A 21691-nucleotide genomic window follows, 5' to 3' on the forward strand; every position below is an offset into this window, starting at 1 on the left:
TGGGGCTTTTCTTTATCCAATCTCGAACCACAGATTAACTCAGTTTAACTGCTTGAATTCACAATACAGTTAAGCCACTCATAGATAGGTACTGATATGTCAGGTGATAGAAAACGCGGCTTCCTTCGCCCTGAAGAAGATAATACGGTTGCCCAACCTCAGAAATGGGGGCTGCCTGACTACACCTCTGACGTGAGCAAACAAGCCAAAGAAACCGCTTTTAACTACGACCCTAGTTGGATGCCAACGGTTGAAGAAGCCATTGAAGATGAAGAGCTGGTTCTGACTGAAGAGCAAATCGAGCTGATTAAACAAGGCGCTTATCAGGAAGGGCTGCATCAAGGCCAAGAGGCGGGCTTTAAGCAAGGCTATGAAAAAGGCAAAGAAGAAGGTTTTGCTGCCGGTCACGAAGAAGGCAACGAAGCCGGCAAGCTTGAAGGCGTAACCGCGGGTCAAGAGTACATTCAACAGCAGGTGGCCGTCTTCATGGGGCTGGCAAACCAGTTCGCTCAACCATTAGAGTTGATGAACGCTCAGGTGGAGAAGCAATTGGTCGACATGGTGCTTACCATGGTCAAAGAAGTGGTTCATGTTGAAGTGCAAACCAACCCACAAATCATATTAGATACCGTTAAAGAATCGGTAGAGTCGTTGCCGATTTCTGGTCACGCAATCACATTGAAACTCAATCCGGAAGATGTGGCGATCATTCGCTCTGCGTATGGCGAGACTGAATTGGACTGCCGTAATTGGACGCTGGTCGCAGAGCCAGCACTCAACCGTGGTGATTTACAAATTGAAGCGGGTGAGTCGAGCGTTAACTACCGCATGGAAGATCGTGTAAAGAACGTTATTCAAAATTTCTGCGGCGCAAATCGTCACCAAGGTCATGAGTAATGCTTGAGTTAGCGAATCGTCTCAGTCAGTACAAAGTCGAGGGGCTAAAATCGCGACCAATTGCCTCTGGTAAATTAGTACGCGTTGTTGGCTTAACGCTTGAAGCGACCGGCTGTAAAGCGCCAATCGGCAGTTTGTGTTTAGTCGAAACCATGTCTGGTCAGATGGAAGCCGAAGTCGTCGGTTTCTCTGGCGATAACCTATTTTTGATGCCGAGTGAGCAAATCACCGGGATCTTACCTGGCGCTCGCGTCACGCCAATGACTACCGAAAGTGGTATCCCTGTTGGAATGGAACTGCTCGGTCGAGTGATCGACGGCGTAGGTAATCCACTCGACGGTTTAGGTCCAATCTATACAGAGCAACGCGCTTCATTTAATGCGGAGCCAATCAACCCGTTAGCTCGTAAACCGATTTCTGAACCACTCGATGTCGGCTTGAAAGCCATTAATGGTTTGCTAACCGTGGGTAAAGGGCAACGTATAGGTCTGTTTGCTGGCTCTGGTGTCGGTAAATCCGTAACTCTGGGCATGATGACTCGAGGCACAACTGCGCAAGTAGTGGTCGTAGGCCTAATCGGTGAGCGTGGACGAGAAGTTAAAGAATTTATTGAAGAGATTCTTGGTGAAGATGGCCGTAAGCGTTCGGTTGTTGTTGCCGCTCCTGCCGACTCATCACCATTGATGCGCTTAAAAGGCTGTCAAACCGCGTTGGCTGTCGCCGAGTACTTCCGCGACCAAGGCTTAGATGTTCTGCTACTCATGGATTCATTGACCCGTTTTGCTCAAGCTCAGCGTGAAATTGCTCTGTCTGTGGGTGAGCCGCCAGCAACCAAGGGCTATCCGCCATCAGTCTTCGCTAAGCTTCCTGCGCTGGTGGAACGAGCAGGTAACGGCAATGATGAACAAGGTTCTATCACGGCTTTCTTTACCGTGTTAACCGAAGGCGATGACTTACAAGATCCGATTGCGGATGCGTCGCGAGCAATTCTCGATGGTCACGTTGTGTTATCTCGTGAGATGGCCGATGCCGGTCACTACCCAGCGATTGACGTTGAGAAATCCGTCAGTCGTGTTATGCCGCAAATCACCACTGAAGAACATGTCTTGATGTCGAAAGCGGTAAGGCAAGTGCTGTCTATCTGCCGTAAAAACCAAGATTTGGTGTCGATTGGTGCTTACAAGCCAGGAACGGATCCAGCAATCGATAGTGCCTTCACGTTGAAACCAAAACTGGATGAGTACTTGCAGCAGAAGATGAAAGAGACCGTCCCATACGACATGTGCGTCAACATGTTGAAACATGTATTGGGTGGCTAACGGGTGAATAAGGTTAGTCATGGATAACGCATTAGAATTTTTGCTCGATCAAGCCAAAGATCAAGAGAACCAAGCGGTACTTGCGCTCAACAAAGCGAACTCTGAGCTGCAAGGCTACTATGAGCAGGTTGCGCAGATTGAAAAGTATCGACTGGATTACTGTCAGCAGCTCGTTGACCGCGGCAAGGCAGGCTTAACGGCGAGCCAATATGGTCACTTGAACCGCTTCTTAACTCAGTTGGATGAAACATTATCCAAACAGAGAGAAGCCGAGCACCACTTTAAAAATCAAGTCGACAACTGCCAAAGCTACTGGATGGAGTTACGCAAAAAACGTAAATCCTACGAGTGGTTGATGGAGAAAAAGCAGAAAGAGAAAGCAAAGCTGCAAGATCGAAGAGAACAAAAGCAAATGGATGAGTTTTCGACTCTGTTATACAGCCGAAAGAAGATGTGATCCTAAGCCACGAATGACGTCAGTGCTGTTCTCTATATTGTGAAAACCGAACTTATAGGCATGTTTCTTGCTCCGTTTTATATAAAATTGCGCGTTATGTCCACCAAAGGCATGAAAAGCATCCGACTTTCTTTTTGTTGCCTGATTCATGGCAGCAAAGCTAGTAGATAGAGCTTGTATATATGAATGTTAGTCTTTCCTCAAATTCAGCGACCAACAAAATGTCATCGTTGTTGGACACCGGTTCTGCCTCTTCCAAGGTAGAAGAAACCGGCGACTCTAAAGGTTTCTTTGAGTCCTTTAAAGAAGCGCTCGGCTTTGAAGAAAGTGACAGTAAAGTCGCAGCAAAAGACACAGAAAGCACTGCGAAACCTGATACTAAACAGACATCTACCGAAGGTGAAGCGTCAGCCGAAGCGAACAAAGGTGATTTCGCTGAATCAAAGGCTACTGACGAAGTGAGCGAAGCGCAAAGCAAGCAAGCAGCTTCAGAAGTAGAAGGCGAGAAAGCTGCTGATAAAACATCAGCAGAGGCTGCGTCTGGATCTGAGGCTCAGCTCAAAGCCAATTCGGGCACTGATAGCACTGTCGCTGATAAGACTGTTGCAGATAAGGCAGATGGTAAAGATGCGCAGGATACGACTAACGAATCTAAAGAACATATTGCTCAATCCCAAACTCAGGGTCCATCAGCGGTAGATGGTGCTACGCAGGCATCGCAAGCCAATGCAGCGATGAGCGAAGGCAATAAATTGCTTGGTCAATTGGATGAGGCAAACAAAACCCTAAATCAAGCGCCAAACGGCAAAGGCTTGCCTCAGCAAGGTCAGGTAGAACAAGCCCAAGGTAATATCACCGGTGCTTCTGTTGCAGGAGTTTCCGTTACGGATAAGGCGACACAACAAGCTAAGGCTGCAAATCAGGAGAAGAGCCTTGAAGTCGATTCTGAAATCGCTGTACTTACCGGAGGTAAGGGTGTTTCTCAGCTAACTGATACTGAAATCCGACAGTTGATGGATAAAGGCGTCACTCCAGAACAAATTGAAGCCAGTATGAGCCGAGAGCTGAGCCAAAAGAATGCAGCTAGTGCGGTTGCTGCCGAGCAGAGCCAAGCATTGTCAGCCGTGGATATTGAACTGGCAAAGCAAGTAGATGCCCATACCAAAGCGCTAAACCAATTGAATGGACAAATCGAATCAGAGCAGTCTGTTGTCGATAGCTTGCTTGATAAGCAACAAAGTGGCGCTAAGCTGACGGTTGATGAGCAAGCCGCTTTGGCTAAAGCGACCTCTAACCTAGACCTGTTGAATCAACAGCTCGCTAACGTTCAACAACAAGTAACAGCTTTGCTAAGTCAAGCTCCGGCTGCGAACAGTGCGTCTGGTGAACCCACTGCTATCGATTGGGATAATACGGATTCAAGCGAAACTAAAGCCTTAGCTGCGGCAGCATCAACAGCAGCTGTAGCGACGGCTACACAACAAGTGTCAGCGCAGGCCGCTTCTCAATCAGCAAACAATGCTCTTACGGACAAGGCGGCAATGCTGCACGCCAATAATGCACATGCAGCCCAACAGGCCGCAGCTCAACAAGCTAATGTGGCTTCACCTCAGCAGCAAGCAACGTTGGATCCAGCTTTAACCGCGCAAGGAATGGCGATGAATGCAACGCCAGCTGCCACAAAAGCAGGCTCGACTGATACGCTTCTTAAAGCGGGCGCCGGTGCAGCAGCACTGTCTGGTTTGGGTAAAGCGGGTGCTAAAGAAGATTCTAAAGATTCGACCTTTGCTCAGCAGATCGCTTCTGCGGCTGGTGCACAAGGTACGGCAACGGTGGGTTCAGCACCTACGCGAGCTGAAATTCAAGCTGCTCAACAAGCGCCCTTACAGCTCACCAAAGAGCTAGCCAATGAGCAAGTGGCTGAAAAAGTACAAATGATGATGTCTAAGAACCTTAAGAACTTGGACATTCGTCTCGACCCACCAGAATTGGGCCAAATGAAAATCCGCATGACCATGAATAATGACGTGGCAAACGTGCACTTTACGGTGAGTAATCAGCAAGCGAGAGATGTGATTGAACAAACCTTACCTCGCTTGAGAGAGATGCTTGCTCAGCAAGGTCTGCAGCTTGCCGATTCGTCTGTTCAACAACAGAACTCCGGTCAGGGACAAGATAGATACAACAATGGTGAGCAACAATCCGGCGCTAACCGCACAAATGATACGCAAGGTGATGAAAACCTTGATAGTGGCAGCAATCTTGAATTGAATGTCGCATCAAAGCGTGATGGAATTAGTTATTATGCCTAATATCAGGCTAAGAACGCTTGGTTAATAGAAAAAACCAGTTAATAAAAAGAACCATCAGTTAATCGCAAGAACAGGAAGTTAGAGTAAGATATGGCCGAAGAACAAGATGCACCTAAAGGGAAGAGCAAGCTCCTTATAATTATTATTGCCGTAGTTGTGTTACTGCTTGGTATAGGTGGTGCGCTGTACTTTTTCTTAGGTTCTGACGATAGCGCCTCTGAATCTCAGTCTCAGCCAGCAACGGCTGTGGTCGCTGCAGAGCCGGTTATGTATGTTAATATTCCTCAGCCCTTCTTGTTTAATGTGACAGGTGACAAAAAAGATCGCCTAGTTCAGATAAAAGCACAGCTCATGGTACGTGGCAGTAAGAATGAAGACCTGGCTCGTTACCACTCTCCACTTGTAGAAAGTACGCTACTGGCCACGTTCGCTTCGGCAACGGTTGATCAATTGCGCTCACCAACAGGCCGCGTGGAACTGCGTAATAAGGCAACAGAAGATATTAAAGCAAGCCTGGCTCAAGCTGTTGGCCAGCCTGTGATTGAAAAAGTGTTATTCACTGACTTCGTAATTCAATAGGTAATTTGTGACCGATTTATTAAGCCAAGACGAAATTGATGCGCTGTTACATGGCGTTGATGATGTTGAAGAAGTTGAAGATGTCTTAGAAACCGAAAATGACAATGCGGTCAATTTCGACTTCTCATCTCAAGATCGAATCGTCCGTGGTCGAATGCCGACCCTTGAACTTATTAACGAGCGCTTCGCACGTCATATGCGTATCAGCTTGTTTAATATGTTACGTAAAACGGCTGAAGTGTCGATCAACGGCGTACAGATGATGAAGTTTGGTGAGTACCAAAACACATTGTATGTACCCACCAGTTTAAACATGGTTCGTTTCCGTCCATTGAAAGGTACGGCACTCATCACCATGGAAGCTCGTCTGGTTTTCATTCTCGTAGAGAACTTTTTTGGCGGTGATGGTCGTTTCCACGCCAAGATTGAAGGTCGTGAATTCACGCCTACTGAAAGACGAATCATTCAGTTACTGCTGAAAATTGTTTTTGAAGATTACAAAGAAGCTTGGTCGCCAGTGATGGGGGTTGAGTTTGAATACTTGGATTCCGAAGTGAACCCAAGTATGGCGAACATTGTGAGCCCAACCGAAGTGATTGTTGTGAGTTCGTTCCACATTGAAGTGGATGGCGGTGGTGGTGACTTCCACGTTGTCATGCCTTACTCCATGGTTGAGCCGATCCGTGAACTGCTTGATGCGGGTGTTCAATCAGACAAGATGGAAACCGATGTTCGTTGGAGTACCGCACTGCGTGATGAGATCATGGATGTGCCCGTCAATTTCCGCGTGAATTTGCTAGAGCAAGATATTTCCCTTCGTGATCTGATGGAGCTGCGCCCTGGTGATGTTATCCCAATGAACATGCCTGAGCACGCAACCATGTTTGTCGAAGAACTGCCGACTTATCGTGTGAAAATGGGCCGTTCTGGTGAGAAGCTTGCAGTACAGATTTCGGAAAAAATTCAAAGACCACATGTGGTTAAAACTGATCTCGCTTTTCTAGGTAAAGACTTATTGTCTGAGCTCGAAAACAGTGATGATGACGACGAATAGTAAAATAGATAAAAGTATAGGAATTGGTAATGGAACCTAGTGAAGATCAAAAGCTAGCAGACGAATGGGCTGCAGCACTTGGTGAAGATCCTTCAGCGCCGTCAATTGATGTTGATGATGTGCTTGCGGCACCACTTGATGAGCTAACCGATTCATCATCTCCGATTTCTGAAGATGAGCGTCGTAAGCTGGATACCATTATGGATATTCCAGTGACTATTTCGATGGAAGTTGGTCGCTCTCAGATCAGTATCCGTAATTTACTTCAGTTGAACCAAGGTTCGGTTGTTGAGCTAGATCGAATCGCTGGTGAGTCACTGGATGTGATGGTAAACGGTACCTTGATTGCTCATGGTGAAGTGGTTGTGGTGAACGACAAGTTTGGTATTCGTTTGACTGACGTTATTAGCCAAACAGAACGAATTAAGAAGCTGCGTTAATGAGCTTTTTGTCTCAAAGACTTGCGGGCTCTTTTCTCGGAATGACAGGTTTGTTACGAGGAATCTTGGGAGTAGGGCTATTAACGGCTCCTTCCATTGCCTTTGCAGCAACACCGCCTTCTCTCGATTTAGCGACCACCTTTGGGTCGCTAATTTTCGTTATAGCCTTCATTTTATTTATTGCTTGGCTACTCAAGCGAATGCAAGTACCTGCGATGTCGAATCAACAAGGTTTGGCGATTGTTAGGCAAATCCCTGTTGGTACTAAAGAGCGTATCGCTATTGTGCAAGCGGGTGATGAACAGTTCTTGGTAGGGATTACCACACAATCGATTCAGCTGATCTCTAAGCTCGATAAACCTCTTACTCAGGAGATGCTGGAAAAAAGTACATTTTCAAGTCAGCTTTCCCAGCTAATAAAAAAAGATGCAAACAAGTAACGGACTTTTGAACTCCTCTTACTTTCACCAAGCCGGAGCTTTCCGAGCGGTGAAAGTGTGGTTGGTTCAGCTTATTCTCCTATGCTCAATCGTATTCAGTGTGTCGGTATTTGCACAAGCTGAAGACGGCACCGTCATTCCTGCGAATACCGCTGGCTCGGATTCGGTCACTATCAGCACGATGGAACAAGACCAAGCCAAATCGACAACCATGACCACGGGCAGCTTGACTGGCAATGGTGGCGGCATACCTGCCTTTACCATGACAACCAATGCCAATGGCGGTGAAGACTACTCGATTAACCTGCAAATTCTCGCGTTAATGACCATGCTTGGCTTCTTGCCGGCGATGGTGATTTTGATGACATCGTTCACTCGTATTGTGGTTGTGATGTCTATCTTGCGTCAGGCGATGGGTCTACAACAAACACCGTCTAACCAAGTCATTATTGGTATCGCGATATTCTTGACCTTCTTCATCATGTCGCCAGTGATTAATCAAGTTAACGAACAAGCAGTTCAGCCTTATCTTAATGAACAGATATCGGCACGACAGGCATTTGATGTTGCCCAAAAACCGATTAAATCCTTCATGCTCAAGCAGACTCGAATCAAAGATCTTGAAACCTTTGTTGATATTTCTGGCGCGGAAGTGACTAACCCTGAAGATGTTTCGATGGCGGTTCTGATTCCAGCATTTATCACATCGGAATTAAAAACGGCTTTCCAAATCGGATTTATGCTGTTCTTGCCTTTCCTAATCATCGACTTGGTGGTGGCATCGGTATTGATGGCTATGGGTATGATGATGTTGTCACCGATGATTGTATCGCTGCCGTTTAAGTTGATGCTGTTTGTTCTTGTTGATGGCTGGAACTTGATACTCTCCACACTCGCCGGCAGTTTTGCCTTGTAGCTGGGGGAATAATGAATCCTGAAATATTCGTAGAGTTGTTCCGAGATGCCCTTTGGATGGTATTAATCATGGTTTGCGCCATCATTATTCCTAGCCTGCTGATCGGTTTGGTTGTGGCTGTTTTCCAAGCTGCGACCTCAATCAACGAACAAACCCTGAGTTTCCTGCCGCGTTTGATCGTAACTTTGTTGGCGTTGATGCTATTCGCACACTGGATGACCCAGATGATGATGGAGTTCTTTTTTGAGCTCATCGAACGCTTGCCGCAAGTTCTGTATTAAACCGATATGGAATACCCAACGAGCCTTGTACTAGAGTGGTTAGCCAATTATTTTTGGCCATACACTCGCATCTCAGCGATGCTGATGGTGATGACGGTAACAGGGGCACGCTTCGTGTCGCCGCGTATTCGTCTGTATTTAGGCTTGGCGATCACTTTTGCGGTGATGCCTGCGATTCCGGCCGTTCCCAAAGAGATTGAACTTCTGTCCTTTCAAGGCTTCCTGACTGTCTTCGAGCAAATTGTGATTGGCGTGGCCATGGGTTTTGTTACCCAGTTCATGATTCAAACCTTTGTTATGCTGGGTCAGATCCTCGGTATGCAATCGAGCTTGGGTTTTGCATCAATGGTCGACCCGGCTAACGGGCAAAACACGCCGGTACTTGGTCAGCTGTTCATGCTGCTAGCGACCATGTTTTTTTTGGCGACCGATGGTCACTTGAAAATGCTGCAGCTGGTGGTGTTTAGTTTTAAGACCTTGCCGATTGGCAGTGGCTCTCTAACCTCTGTGGATTTTCGAGAGCTCGCGTTGTGGCTCGGCATCATGTTCAAAACGGCATTAGCGATGTCATTGTCGGGGATTATTGCGCTGCTAACGATTAACCTTTCTTTTGGTGTAATGACGCGTGCGGCACCTCAATTAAACATCTTTTCTTTGGGTTTTGCATTTGCGCTACTCGTGGGTCTGTTACTTTGTTGGTACATCCTTGGCGGCTTGTATAGTCACTATGAGCTATTCTGGATGCAGGGCGAACAACAGATATGTCGTCTAATCCGGTTAGATTGCTAGGAGACTGAAATGGCAGAGTCAGACGGTCAAGAACGCACAGAAGACGCCACGCCCAAACGCTTGCAACAAGCCAAAGAGAAAGGGCAGGTTGCAAGGTCAAAAGAGCTAGCGTCAGCATCGGTATTAATTGTCGGTGCGATTGCTTTAATGTGGTTTGGCGAATCGATGGCGAAGGCTTTGTTCGAGGCGATGCAACGCCTGTTCTCTTTGAGTCGCGACGAGATCTTTGACACTAACAAACTCCTAGAAATCGCTGGTGGTGCACTGGTGAACCTGCTGTTCCCGCTGTTTTTGATACTGATAACTTTGTTTGTTGCTGCCGTCATCGGCGCTGCGGGTGTCGGTGGGATTAACTTCTCAATGCAAGCGGCGATGCCAAAGGCGTCTAAGCTCAACCCACTGAGTGGTATCAAGCGTATGTTTGGCCTGCAAAGTTGGGTTGAACTGCTCAAGTCTATTCTTAAAGTAGCGCTCGTATCGGGGATGGCGATTTATCTGATTCAAGCCTCTCAGCATGATTTAATGCAGCTGAGCATGGACGTCTATCCACAAAACATCTTCCATGCCTTGGATATCTTGCTCAACTTTATTCTGTTGATCAGTTGTTCTTTGTTGATTGTTGTGGCGATTGATATCCCATTCCAGATTTGGCAACACGCTGATCAGCTGAAGATGACTAAGCAAGAGGTGAAAGACGAATTCAAAGACACCGAGGGTAAGCCTGAGGTGAAAGGTCGAATTCGCATGTTGCAAAGGGAGGCGGCTCAGCGTCGTATGATGGCCGATGTGCCGCAAGCGGACGTGATAGTCACCAACCCAGAGCACTTCTCAGTGGCGCTGCGCTACAAGCAGAATCAAGACAAAGCACCAATTGTGGTTGCTAAAGGTGTCGACCACATGGCGATGAAGATCCGAGAGATTGCGCGTGAAAATGACATCTATATCGTTCCAGCGCCGCCATTGGCGAGGGCGCTTTATCATACCACTGAGCTAGAACAACAAATTCCTGACGGTCTGTTTACAGCAGTTGCACAAGTGCTTGCATATGTTTTCCAGCTTAAACAGTACCGAAAACGAGGTGGTGAGCGACCAAAGCTGCAAGATTCTAATATGCCGATCCCACCTGATTTACGTCATTAGATCAATTGCTTGAGCTCTGCGTGATGAACCCTGATAATAGCGAGCTAGCTAATCTTCCTTTTATAGAGGTGATGGCGATAATTTGACGTGAGATGTTGGTACAGTGTTTGCTGTAGTAGCCTGAACATTATAAGCCCATAGCAAACAGCCCTGACTAAGACCTAATCCACTTGTTCAGAGAGCTACAACATAGCGAAACTGTCTAGATTTATGAAATTCTCCCTGCCTTTTGTGGACAAGCTACCTAAAATCCCTAACCGTGCCATGCCTGCGATTGGTGCACCTGTTATGGTACTTGCAACGCTTGCTATGGTGGTGTTGCCCATTCCAGCTTTCTTGTTGGATATGTTCTTCACCTTCAATATTGCACTGTCTATGGTTGTGCTATTGGTATCGGTTTATACCCGCAGGCCTTTAGATTTCGCTGCATTCCCGACCGTCCTGCTGATTGCGACTCTACTTCGATTGGCCTTGAACGTTGCTTCGACACGTGTGGTATTGCTCCATGGTCACGAAGGTGGCGACGCGGCAGGTAACGTGATTGAAGCCTTCGGTAACGTGGTTATCGGTGGTAACTACGCGGTTGGTTTAGTGGTGTTCTTGATTCTTATGATCATCAACTTCATGGTTGTAACCAAAGGTGCGGGTCGTATCTCGGAAGTAAGCGCGCGTTTCACGTTAGACGCCTTACCGGGTAAACAGATGGCAATCGATGCCGACTTGAACGCAGGTTTGATCGACCAAGACCAAGCGCGTCTGAGACGTTTTGAAGTCACCAAAGAAGCTGACTTCTACGGTTCGATGGACGGTGCTTCTAAGTTTGTTAAAGGCGATGCGATCGCTGGTATCTTAATCTTATTCATCAACATCATTGGTGGCTTGAGCATTGGTATGGCTCAGTTTGATCTTGGTTTTGGTGAAGCAATCGAAATCTACACGCTACTGACTATCGGTGATGGTCTGGTTGCACAAATTCCATCTCTATTACTGTCTATTGCAGCTGCGATGATGGTAACGCGCCAAAATACTGATGAAGATATGGGTGAGCAACTTGTCTTCCAGATGTTCGACAATCCAAAAGCCTTGATGATCACCGCCGCCATCCTTGGCATCATGGGTATTGTTCCGGGTATGCCACATTTCTCGTTCTTGAGCCTTGCCATCGTTGCAGGCGCGGGGGCGTATTACATCGATAAAAAGAACAAGAAGAAGGCGGAAGAGCCTAACCTTCCGGCGACAGTTGAAGCGAATGGAGAAGTAGGCTCTCAGAAGGAGCTCTCTTGGGATGATGTTCAACCTGTCGATATTATTGGTTTAGAAGTGGGTTACCGTTTAATTCCTTTGGTTGATAGAGACCAAGGTGGTGAATTGCTTGAACGCGTTAAAGGTGTGCGTAAAAAGCTGTCTCAAGACTTTGGTTTCTTGATCCCAGCGGTACACATTCGCGATAACCTAGAACTGACACCAAACAGCTACCGTATTACCCTGATGGGTGTTGCTGTGGGTGAAGCTGAGATTAAGCCAGACATGGAGCTCGCGATTAACCCGGGCCAAGTCTATGGCATGATCGATGGCGAGCCGACGATTGACCCTGCCTTTGGCCTTGAAGCGGTTTGGATTCGTGAAGAGCAGCGTGAACACGCACAAGCTCTAGGTTATACCGTTGTAGATTCTTCTACAGTACTGGCGACACACCTTAGCCAGCTGCTAACCAACAACGCATCGCAGCTCATTGGCCACGAAGAAGTTCAGAACTTACTTGAGATGCTCAGCCGCTCAACACCTAAGCTGGTGGAAGGTTTTGTACCGGATCAATTGCAGTTGGGTGTGGTTGTGAAAGTGCTACAGAACCTGCTGAATGAAGCGATTCCAATTCGTGACATTCGAACCATAGTCCAAACTTTGTCGGAGTATTCAGGTAAGAGTCAAGAACCTGACATACTTACTGCGGCGGTTCGCATCTCATTGAAACGATTAATTGTTCAGGAAATCAATGGTATAGAGCCCGAGTTACCAGTGATAACCTTGATTCCTGAGCTGGAACAAATCTTGCATCAAACCATGCAGGCATCCGGCGGAGAATCTGCTGGTATTGAACCTGGTTTAGCCGAACGTTTACAGACCTCTCTCAGCCACGCTACACAAGAGCAAGAGCTGAAAGGTGAGCCCGCGGTACTATTGACCTCTGGCGTGTTGCGTTCGACTCTGGCTAAGTTCGTGAAGAACACGATCCCAAGCTTGCGAGTCTTGTCTTACCAAGAAATACCGGACGAAAAGCAGATACGTATAGTACAAGCTGTTGGTAATTAAGCCGCCTAATTAGAACGGACAATCGAATTGAAAATTAAACGATTTTTTGCAAAAGATATGCGAACGGCTCTGCTCCAAGTTAAAGAAGAACTTGGTTCAGAAGCGGTGATCATGTCTAACAAAAAGGTCGCAGGTGGCGTGGAAATTGTTGCCGCTATTGATGGCGAATCCAGCCCGTCGACAGCGAGCCAGAGATTAAATAAACCTCAGCAGCCTGCACAAAGCCAATATACGCAAATGGCCGCGCCCGCAGCTCCTGCTGGGCGACGTCAACTAGACGATGACAAGGTTAGCCTACAGTCGAATGTTGAAGGTGGACGCTCAATGACTAAGCGCTTTGCGAATATGCTTAAGCAATACAGTCATGGCGCCGATGATGAGCCACAGCATCGTGCAGAAAATGAAGATTCATTGTCAGCATTGCTCAATCGCCAATCAAGCACGGGCCATAAGCCTCATAGTCATCAGACTCAAAGCAATTTGCAGTCTCATGGCCATCAGCAATCTCACGGTAACCAACAGTCTCACGGAAATCTTGATTCTGCATTTGCTCGTGAAACGGGTTTGTCTAAGTTGATTGCTGAAGACCGCAGAGTAGAGCGCCCGACACCTCGCTTGGATCCTACCCGTTATGATCGTGGTCGAGAGAACACTCAGTCCAAAGGTTCTGATACTGAAATGGAAACGATGCGCGAAGAGATGACCTCAATTCGTCGTCTGTTAGAGCATCAAGTTTCTGGGTTGATGTGGCAAGAAGTTGAGCGCCGTGAACCACTGAGAGCCATGCTTATTAAGCGCCTTGAACGTATGGGTGTATCTGCAGAGCTTGCCGATCAAATGGCTTGCTACATTCCTGAAGATACTAAACCTGCACGTGCATGGAAGGCTCTGTTAGCTCTGGTTGCTGACCAAATCTCCGTTACACAAAAAGATATTTTAAAACGCGGCGGTATTGTGGCTCTACTTGGCCCAACCGGCGTGGGTAAAACAACGACTGTTGCAAAGCTAGCTGCACGTGCTGCCATGGAATATGGCGCTGATAACGTCGCACTAGTGACAACTGACACATATCGTATAGGTGCACATGAGCAGTTATCGATCTACGGCCGAATTATGGGTTGTCCTGTAAGAGTTGCTAAAGATTCTAGCGAACTGGCCGATGTAATATATCAGTTACGTAATCGTCGCCTGATTCTGGTCGATACTGCAGGCATGGGACAACGAGATGTTCGCCTATCTGAGCAGTTAGACACATTGATGCAAGAGAGTGGTTCCGTTATCAATAGCTACCTTGTGTTGCCTGCAACCGCGCAACGCAAAGTGCTGCAAGAAACAATTGAACACTTTAGAAGAATCCCGTTGTCGGGATGCATCATGACTAAGCTGGATGAATCCCTAAGTCTAGGTGAATTCATCAGTGTCGTAATACAAAATGCATTACCAGTTGCTTACATAGCAAATGGTCAACGAGTTCCTGAAGATATCGTTATAGCTCAGCCAAAGTACATGATTGCTAAGGCTAATGAGCTATTAGAAAAATCTACAGAGAATGAACCTCATTACTGGAATAGCGATTCTGAAGGGCTCTAGGCGGCGGATAAATATGAATGAAAATATGATACATGACCAAGCTAGCGGCCTCCGTCGCTTAACCAAGCCTTCACTCACAAAAGTTATCGCTGTAACCGGTGGTAAGGGAGGCGTTGGTAAATCTAATGTGACGTTAGGTATGGCTATTTGCATGGCGCGCCAAGGCAAAAAAGTCATGGTGCTAGATGCCGATTTAGGACTAGCGAACGTCGATATCATGCTAGGTATTCGTTCTAAACGAAACCTTGGGCATGTGTTGGCTGGCGAATGTGAACTTAAGGATGCGATTGTCGAAGGGCCGCACGGAATTAAAATTATTCCAGCGACATCGGGCACTCAAAGCATGACTGAACTTTCACACGCACAGCATGCTGGTTTGATTCGCGCATTCGGTTCGCTTGAAGACGAGATGGATATCTTGTTGGTTGATACCGCAGCCGGTATTTCGGACATGGTGATCAGCTTCTCAAGAGCGGCGCAAGACGTGGTTGTCGTGGTATGTGATGAACCTACCTCGATCACGGATGCATATGCTTTGATTAAGCTTTTAAGCAGAGAACACCAAGTTCAGCGATTCAAAGTTGTTGCAAATATGGTCAGAAGCTACCGCGAAGGCCGAGAATTATTTGCAAAGTTGACTTTGGTCACAGAGCGCTTCTTGAATGTGAGCCTCGAACTCGTAGCATGTATTCCTTTAGATGATAAAGTACGTCAATCAGTCAAGAGACAGAAAATCGTAGTCGATGCGTTTCCTCGCTCTCCAGCTGCATTGGCAATCAGCTCTTTGGCTAACAAAGCCTTGACCTGGCCAATACCAAAAACACCGAGCGGACACTTGGAGTTCTTTGTTGAAAGGCTGCTGAATCGTACTGAATTTATAGAGGAACCATTTGGTGAATAAAGCGCTTACTTACGACCAACACGCTAATCACAATAGCCAACAGGCTTTTTTTGAGAAGTACTCTGTGTTGGTTAAACGTATCGCTCATCACTTGTTGGGGCGATTACCGCCTAATGTATTGGTTGATGACTTAATTCAAGCTGGCATGATCGGCTTGATTGAAGCGCAACAAAACTATGATGGTACCAAAGGCGCAAGCTTTGAGACGTATGCTGGTATTCGGATTCGCGGGGCAATGTTGGATGACATTCGCCGTGGGGACTGGGTGCCGAGATCGGTTCATAAGAACAATCGAGAAATCAGCAGTGCAATTGCGGAATTAGAGGGTATCCTCAACCGCGACCCGAGTGATGCCGAAGTGGCAAAACACATGGGGCTCAGTTTAGAGCAGTATCACAGTGCTTTAACTGACATTAATTGCTCAAGACTGGTTGGAATTGAAGATTTAGGCGTCTCAGATGATGTAATATCTCCGAATGAAGACTCTCAAGATAATACGCCTTTTCAAGGGGTTGCTGATGAGTCATTCCGCCAAGCTTTGATCGATTCGATAAAACAACTTCCGGAAAGGGAAGGCCTTGTGCTTTCGCTTTATTACGACGAAGAACTCAATTTAAAAGAGATTGGGGAAGTGTTAGGTGTCAGCGAATCTCGTGTCAGCCAAATACTGAGCCAATCTATGCAGCGTTTACGCACTAAGTTAAGTGCTTGGACACAGAACGACTAACAACACTGATCCTATTCAGTGGAGGCTAATTTGAACAAAAACATGAAAATTCTCATTGTTGATGATTTTTCAACGATGCGCCGAATTGTTAAAAACCTACTTCGCGATTTAGGTTTCAACAACACTCAAGAAGCAGATGATGGCTTGACCGCGTTACCTATGCTGAAAAAAGGCGAATTTGATTTCGTGGTAACTGACTGGAACATGCCAGGCATGCAAGGGATTGACCTGCTTAAACACATTCGCGCAGACGCAGAACTTAAGCACCTTCCAGTGCTTATGATCACAGCTGAAGCGAAGCGTGAGCAGATCATCGAAGCTGCGCAAGCGGGTGTTAATGGTTACATTGTGAAGCCTTTCACTGCTGCAACGCTGAAAGAGAAACTTGATAAGATTTTTGATCGCTTATAAGCATCAATAAATTTAGGCACTTCTAGGTAAACACTGACTGATAAGTTATCTGTTTATCTCGATAGCCTAAGCGCACAAGGTATGCGGAGTAAGGCCGAATTCAGGATGATTTCATTAGAACAAGCAAAAAAATTAGTAGAGCTGCTTGAGAACGATGAGCAGCAAAATGCTGATTCTCTTGTGAGAAGCATTTATGAAGATAACTTTAGTCTTCAAGACAATCCAATGCTTCAAGAAATAGGAAGTCTGACACGCGACCTCCACGACTCTTTGACTCAATTCAATTTCGATGAACGCATCAGCGTTATCGCAAATGACGAAATCCCTGATGCAAGGGATCGCCTTCAGTATGTCATTGATAAAACGGAAGTTGCGGCAAATAAGACGATGGACGCTGTCGATCGCTGTATGCCAATCGCAGACAACCTACACGAGTGTTTACTTCAAGTAAGGCCTCAATGGAATGAACTGATGCATGGCCGCATTGAGCTGGCACAATTTAAAGCTTTATGTCACCGCATTGATGGATTGCTTGTCCAAGTAGAAGGCGACAGTACTGAACTACGCGGACAATTGACTGAAATCTTGATGGCTCAGGATTTCCAAGATTTAACTGGGCAGATAATCAGCAAAGTTATTACCTTGGTGAATGAGGTGGAAGGACGTTTGGTCGAGATTCTCACGGTATTCGGTGCGAATCAAAAAGAGCCAACTCCAGAGTCAGAGAAGAAAGCATCGATTGCGCCTGAAGGTCCAATTATGAACCCAGAAGAGCGCGAAGACGCTGTCGCATCTCAAGATGAAGTCGACGATTTGTTATCCAGTCTTGGATTTTAAAGGTAACGTATGAGCTACGATTTAGACGAAGATATTCTTCAGGACTTTTTAGTCGAAGCAGGAGAGATCCTTGAACTCCTATCAGAACAACTGGTAGAGCTTGAGAATAACCCTGACGACAAAGACCTATTAAATGCTATTTTCCGTGGTTTCCATACAGTAAAAGGTGGTGCTGGTTTCCTAGCATTAACTGAGCTGGTGGATACTTGTCATGGTGCTGAGAATGTGTTCGACATTCTGCGAAACGGCCAACGCAGCGTAACATCAGGTTTGATGGATACCATGCTGCAGGCGCTAGATACAGTCAATGTACAGTTTCGCGCCGTGCAAGATCAGGAACCTTTAGTGCCAGCCGACCAATCTTTATTGGATGAACTTCACCGTCTCTGTAAACCAGAGTCTGCGGATGAAGTGGCACCAGTAGAAGCGCCTGCACCTATTATCCCTGAACCTGTTGTTGCAGCGCCTGAGCCTGTTATTGCTCCGGAACCTACTGCTGAAAACTCAAACATCAATGCATCTTCAGTCGATGATATCTCTGAAGATGAGTTTGAACGCTTGCTTGATGAGCTTCACGGTAAAGGTGGTTCACCAACAGCGCCTTCTGCACCAACACCGCCGCCAGCACCCGCTGCACCTCAGTCTGTTGCTGACAGTGGTGATATTACTGATGACGAATTTGAAAAGTTATTAGATGAATTGCACGGTGCGGGTAAGAGCCCGACAGCGGCAAGTTCAACGCCTCCTCCACCGCCAACGCCGCCAGCAGCACCTGTTTCGGCGATGTCTGAAGGCGATGATCTGATGACTGACGAAGAGTTCGAGAAGTTACTTGACCAACTACATGGCTCAGGTAATGGACCTTCGATTGAAGAATTGGATGCCGCGACTAAGCCAGCAGAAGTTAAGGCAGTAGCACCTCAAGCTGCGCCTAAACCTGCTGCGCCAGTTGCCGTTAAAGCTGAGCCAAAACCGAGCGCTCCAGCAAAAGCTGAAGTTAAAGTGCCGGCTAAGAAGCAACAAGCTGAAGCGACAGTTCGTGTTGATACATCAACACTGGACACCATCATGAACATGGTGGGTGAACTGGTATTGGTGCGTAACCGACTAGTCAGCCTAGGCCTCAACAGCAACGACGAAGAAATGTCGAAAGCTGTCTCTAACTTAGATGTTGTTACTGCAGACCTTCAAGGTGCGGTAATGAAGACTCGTATGCAGCCGATCAAGAAAGTATTTGGTCGCTTCCCACGAGTTGTCCGTGACCTTGCTCGTAGCTTGAAGAAAGACATCGTTCTTGAAATGCGTGGCGAAGAAACGGACCTTGATAAAAACTTAGTAGAAGCACTTGCTGATCCCCTGATTCACTTGGTGAGAAACTCTGTCGATCATGGTATTGAAATGCCAAACGACCGTGTTGCTGCGGGTAAATCACAAACGGGTAAAGTGATTCTGTCTGCCTCTCAAGAAGGTGACCACATTGAACTGGCTATCGTTGATGACGGTGGCGGTATGGACCCTGATAAGCTTCGTGCTATCGCGGTTAAACGTGGCCTGATGGATGAAGATGCAGCGTCTCGCTTATCAAATAAAGAGTGTTTCAACCTGATTTTTGCTCCTGGCTTCTCAAGCAAAGAGCAGATCTCGGATATCTCTGGTCGTGGTGTGGGCATGGACGTTGTGAAAACAGCGATCAACACACTGAACGGCTCTATTGATATTGATTCAGAAATGGGACAGGGCACCAAGATCACCATCAAGGTTCCACTAACCCTAGCGATTCTACCAACCTTGATGGTCGGTGTTGCCGGTCATCCATTTGCATTGCCATTGGCTTCTGTAAACGAGATCTTCCACCTAGATTTAAGCCGCACAAACGTGGTTGATGGCCAGCTGACGATTATCGTTCGCGATAAGTCTATTCCGTTGTTCTACTTGCAAAACTGGCTTGCTCCTAAAGCGGGTATTGTTGAGCTGCGTAAAGGGCACGGCCATGTTGTTATCGTACAACTTGGTAGCCAACGTGTTGGTTTTGTTGTCGATACGCTTATCGGTCAAGAAGAAGTCGTGATCAAGCCGCTTGATAAGCTTCTGCAAGGCACGCCAGGAATGGCAGGTGCGACAATTACAAGTGACGGACACATTGCATTGATTCTAGATGTGCCGGACTTGTTGAAGCAGTACGCAGCTGCGTCAAGAATTTAATTTAAGGATAAATATGGCGATTAAAGTATTAGTCGTTGATGATTCGAGTTTCTTTCGTCGTCGCGTTAGCGAGATCATCAACTCAGAGGCTCGCCTAGAAGTCATTGATGTAGCAGTAAACGGTAAAGAAGCCGTTGAAAAAGCGAAACAGCTAAGACCTGACGTAATCACGATGGATATTGAAATGCCTGTCATGGACGGTATCACTGCCGTTCGTGAAATCATGGCCGCGTCTCCAACGCCTATTTTGATGTTTTCATCGTTAACGCATGATGGAGCGAGAGCAACGTTAGATGCGTTAGATGCAGGTGCTCTCGACTTCCTTCCTAAGAAGTTTGAAGACATTGCACGTAACCGCGACGATGCAGTTGCATTGCTTCAACAGCGTGTGATTCAGATTGCAGCGAAGCGTGCGTTTATGCGCCGTGCTCCTATTGCGCCGAGAGCGACTGCGACGACCGCAACATCTACGCCATTGCGCCAACCGATTTCAACAGCAGCTTCGACTTCGACAGCGAAGCCTGCGGTTGCATCAACGGCGAAATTCAGAGCGTCAGGTAAGAAGTATCAATTAACAGCAATTGGTACGTCGACTGGCGGCCCTGTTGCTCTACAGAAGATTTTGACTCGCATCCCTGCTAACTATCCACACCCAATTGTGTTAGTTCAGCATATGCCAGCAACATTCACTGCTGCTTTTGCGAGCCGATTGAACACCTTGTGTAAGATTGAAGTTCGCGAAGCGCAAGACGGTGATGTGTTAAAACCTGGCGTGGCGTATCTTGCTCCGGGTGGTAAACAGATGATGGTGGATGGCCGCGCAGGGTCTGCACGTCTAAGAATTATCGATGGCGGCGACCGCATGAACTACAAGCCTTGTGTGGATGTCACATTCGGCTCTGCAGCGAAGATCTACGGCGACAAAGTGTTGTCTATGATCCTGACTGGTATGGGCGCAGATGGTCGAGAAGGTTCGCGTATGTTGAAAACTGCGGGCTCGACAATTTGGGCACAAGACGAAGATAGCTGTGTTGTATATGGTATGCCTCAAGCTGTAGCAAAAGCTGGCATTTCTACTGAAGACCTCCCTCTAGACCGTATCGCGGAAAGGATCTTGGTCGAAGTTGGGTTAGCTTAGGTAAATCGAAATGATTGTTTGGAGTGTTGCAAACCAAAAAGGTGGTGTTGGTAAAACGACCACGACCGTGACTCTAGCAGGTTTACTTGCGTTGAAGGGGCACCGTGTTCTGTTGGTTGATACTGACCCACATGCATCACTGACCACCTATCTGGGTTACGATTCAGATACGGTGGAATCGAGCCTGTTTGATCTGTTCCAGCTGCGTGAATTTAACGCGCAGACGGTAAGACCTTTGCTTTTACAAACGGAAGTCGAAGGTATCGATATTATCCCTGCGCATATGTCTTTGGCGACATTAGACCGTGTAATGGGAAATCGAAGCGGCATGGGGTTGATCTTGAAGCGTGCTTTGGCCGCTTTAAAAGATGACTACGACTATGTGTTGATCGATTGCCCGCCAATTCTTGGTGTGATGATGGTCAATGCATTGGCTGCAAGCGATCGTATATTGATTCCGGTACAGACGGAATTTTTGGCGATGAAGGGCTTAGAGCGCATGATTCGCACTTTGACCATTATGCAGAAGTCGCGCAAAACACCGTTTAAGGTGACGATTGTCCCGACGATGTACGACAAGCGAACCAAAGCCTCACTGCAAACATTAACGCAGCTCAAAGATGATTACCCAAACCAAGTTTGGACGTCTGCTGTGCCGATTGATACCAAGTTTCGAGATGCGAGCCTAAAGCGCTTGCCAGCCTCTCATTTTGCATCGGGTAGCCGTGGTGTATTTGCTTATAAACAGTTGCTTATTTATCTCGAAAGGTTGGCGATAAATGAGCGCGAATAAAGAATCAACATTGGCGCAGCCAAGTCTCTCCAGTGAACAAGCACTGGATGATTATTTTACTGCGCTGTTAGGTGATGAAAGCTTTGAATCTGACGATTTTTTTGTTGACGAGTCGAGCGACGAATCGCAATCTGAAGAGCCAGAGCCAGAGCCAGAGC

21 protein-coding genes and 1 pseudogene are annotated in these 21691 nt (G+C 46.9%); all 22 read left to right on the forward strand.

Annotation, left to right across the window (positions count from 1 at the left end):
• The first annotated feature begins 96 nt into the window (after positions 1-96).
• On the forward strand, positions 97-897 hold the full coding sequence (fliH, locus tag AB4585_RS04185) for a flagellar assembly protein FliH (RefSeq protein WP_372154558.1): 801 nt from the start codon (positions 97-99) through the stop codon (positions 895-897).
• Entirely contained in the window at positions 897-2216 is a 1320-nt protein-coding gene (gene fliI, locus AB4585_RS04190; protein ID WP_017060680.1) for a flagellar protein export ATPase FliI, read from the forward strand. Before fliH ends, fliI begins: the two co-directional genes overlap by 1 nt.
• 19 nt (positions 2217-2235) lie before the next feature.
• The gene (gene fliJ / locus AB4585_RS04195) at positions 2236-2673 is read left to right on the forward strand and encodes a flagellar export protein FliJ (protein WP_017060679.1); all 438 of its coding nucleotides are present in this window, start codon (positions 2236-2238) and stop codon (positions 2671-2673) included.
• A 182-nt stretch (positions 2674-2855) separates the two neighbouring features.
• Positions 2856-4985: a flagellar hook-length control protein FliK gene (locus AB4585_RS04200; RefSeq protein ID WP_372154559.1), complete on the forward strand. Its 2130-nt coding sequence runs from the start codon at positions 2856-2858 to the stop codon at positions 4983-4985.
• A 90-nt stretch (positions 4986-5075) separates the two neighbouring features.
• Positions 5076-5564: a flagellar basal body-associated protein FliL gene (gene fliL / locus AB4585_RS04205; RefSeq protein ID WP_017060677.1), complete on the forward strand. Its 489-nt coding sequence runs from the start codon at positions 5076-5078 to the stop codon at positions 5562-5564.
• A 7-nt stretch (positions 5565-5571) separates the two neighbouring features.
• The gene (fliM, locus tag AB4585_RS04210) at positions 5572-6618 is read left to right on the forward strand and encodes a flagellar motor switch protein FliM (protein WP_017060676.1); all 1047 of its coding nucleotides are present in this window, start codon (positions 5572-5574) and stop codon (positions 6616-6618) included.
• 29 nt (positions 6619-6647) lie between these two features.
• Positions 6648-7058 (forward strand): flagellar motor switch protein FliN, encoded by a 411-nt coding sequence (gene fliN / locus AB4585_RS04215; RefSeq protein ID WP_004739851.1) that lies wholly within the window; start codon positions 6648-6650, stop codon positions 7056-7058.
• The gene (fliO, locus tag AB4585_RS04220; RefSeq protein WP_017060675.1) at positions 7058-7498 is read left to right on the forward strand and encodes a flagellar biosynthetic protein FliO; all 441 of its coding nucleotides are present in this window, start codon (positions 7058-7060) and stop codon (positions 7496-7498) included. Before fliN ends, fliO begins: the two co-directional genes overlap by 1 nt.
• Positions 7485-8414 (forward strand): flagellar type III secretion system pore protein FliP, encoded by a 930-nt coding sequence (gene fliP, locus AB4585_RS04225; protein WP_372154560.1) that lies wholly within the window; start codon positions 7485-7487, stop codon positions 8412-8414. The genes fliO and fliP overlap by 14 nt, the downstream gene beginning before the upstream one ends.
• An 11-nt stretch (positions 8415-8425) precedes the next feature.
• Positions 8426-8695: a flagellar biosynthesis protein FliQ gene (fliQ, locus tag AB4585_RS04230; protein ID WP_029235191.1), complete on the forward strand. Its 270-nt coding sequence runs from the start codon at positions 8426-8428 to the stop codon at positions 8693-8695.
• 6 nt (positions 8696-8701) lie between these two features.
• Positions 8702-9484 carry a flagellar biosynthetic protein FliR gene (fliR, locus tag AB4585_RS04235; protein ID WP_017060672.1) on the forward strand — a complete coding sequence of 261 codons (783 nt, stop codon included), beginning with the start codon at positions 8702-8704 and terminating at the stop codon, positions 9482-9484.
• A 9-nt stretch (positions 9485-9493) separates the two neighbouring features.
• Positions 9494-10624, forward strand: coding sequence for a flagellar biosynthesis protein FlhB (gene flhB, locus AB4585_RS04240; protein ID WP_017064116.1), 1131 nt, complete (start codon positions 9494-9496; stop codon positions 10622-10624).
• Between the two features lie 210 nt (positions 10625-10834).
• On the forward strand, positions 10835-12934 hold the full coding sequence (flhA, locus tag AB4585_RS04245) for a flagellar biosynthesis protein FlhA (protein ID WP_017064115.1): 2100 nt from the start codon (positions 10835-10837) through the stop codon (positions 12932-12934).
• A 27-nt stretch (positions 12935-12961) separates the two neighbouring features.
• Entirely contained in the window at positions 12962-14524 is a 1563-nt protein-coding gene (gene flhF, locus AB4585_RS04250) for a flagellar biosynthesis protein FlhF (RefSeq protein ID WP_029235190.1), read from the forward strand.
• A gap of 13 nt (positions 14525-14537) precedes the next feature.
• Complete coding sequence (locus AB4585_RS04255) at positions 14538-15425, forward strand: MinD/ParA family protein (RefSeq protein WP_017060668.1); 888 nt, start codon at positions 14538-14540, stop codon at positions 15423-15425.
• Positions 15418-16152, forward strand: a complete 735-nt coding sequence (locus AB4585_RS04260; protein WP_017060667.1) for an RNA polymerase sigma factor FliA — start codon at positions 15418-15420, stop codon at positions 16150-16152. The genes AB4585_RS04255 and AB4585_RS04260 overlap by 8 nt, the downstream gene beginning before the upstream one ends.
• 42 nt (positions 16153-16194) lie before the next feature.
• Positions 16195-16563 carry a chemotaxis response regulator CheY gene (gene cheY, locus AB4585_RS04265; protein ID WP_016767062.1) on the forward strand — a complete coding sequence of 123 codons (369 nt, stop codon included), beginning with the start codon at positions 16195-16197 and terminating at the stop codon, positions 16561-16563.
• 105 nt (positions 16564-16668) lie between these two features.
• Complete coding sequence (locus AB4585_RS04270) at positions 16669-17400, forward strand: protein phosphatase CheZ (protein ID WP_017064113.1); 732 nt, start codon at positions 16669-16671, stop codon at positions 17398-17400.
• Positions 17401-17409: 9 nt separating this feature from the next.
• Entirely contained in the window at positions 17410-19602 is a 2193-nt protein-coding gene (locus tag AB4585_RS04275; protein ID WP_372154561.1) for a chemotaxis protein CheA, read from the forward strand.
• A 13-nt stretch (positions 19603-19615) separates the two neighbouring features.
• Positions 19616-20740, forward strand: coding sequence for a chemotaxis response regulator protein-glutamate methylesterase (locus tag AB4585_RS04280; protein ID WP_017060664.1), 1125 nt, complete (start codon positions 19616-19618; stop codon positions 20738-20740).
• Positions 20741-20750: 10 nt separating this feature from the next.
• Positions 20751-21533 carry a ParA family protein gene (locus AB4585_RS04285; RefSeq protein WP_017064111.1) on the forward strand — a complete coding sequence of 261 codons (783 nt, stop codon included), beginning with the start codon at positions 20751-20753 and terminating at the stop codon, positions 21531-21533.
• Positions 21520-21691 (forward strand): annotated as a pseudogene (locus AB4585_RS04290) (chemotaxis protein CheW); the annotation flags it as partial. The gene AB4585_RS04285 and the pseudogene AB4585_RS04290, both read left to right, overlap by 14 nt.

The sequence above is a fragment of the Vibrio sp. 10N.222.49.C9 genome, from assembly GCF_041474985.1.
GTDB classification, from domain to species: Bacteria; Pseudomonadota; Gammaproteobacteria; order Enterobacterales; family Vibrionaceae; genus Vibrio; species Vibrio crassostreae_C.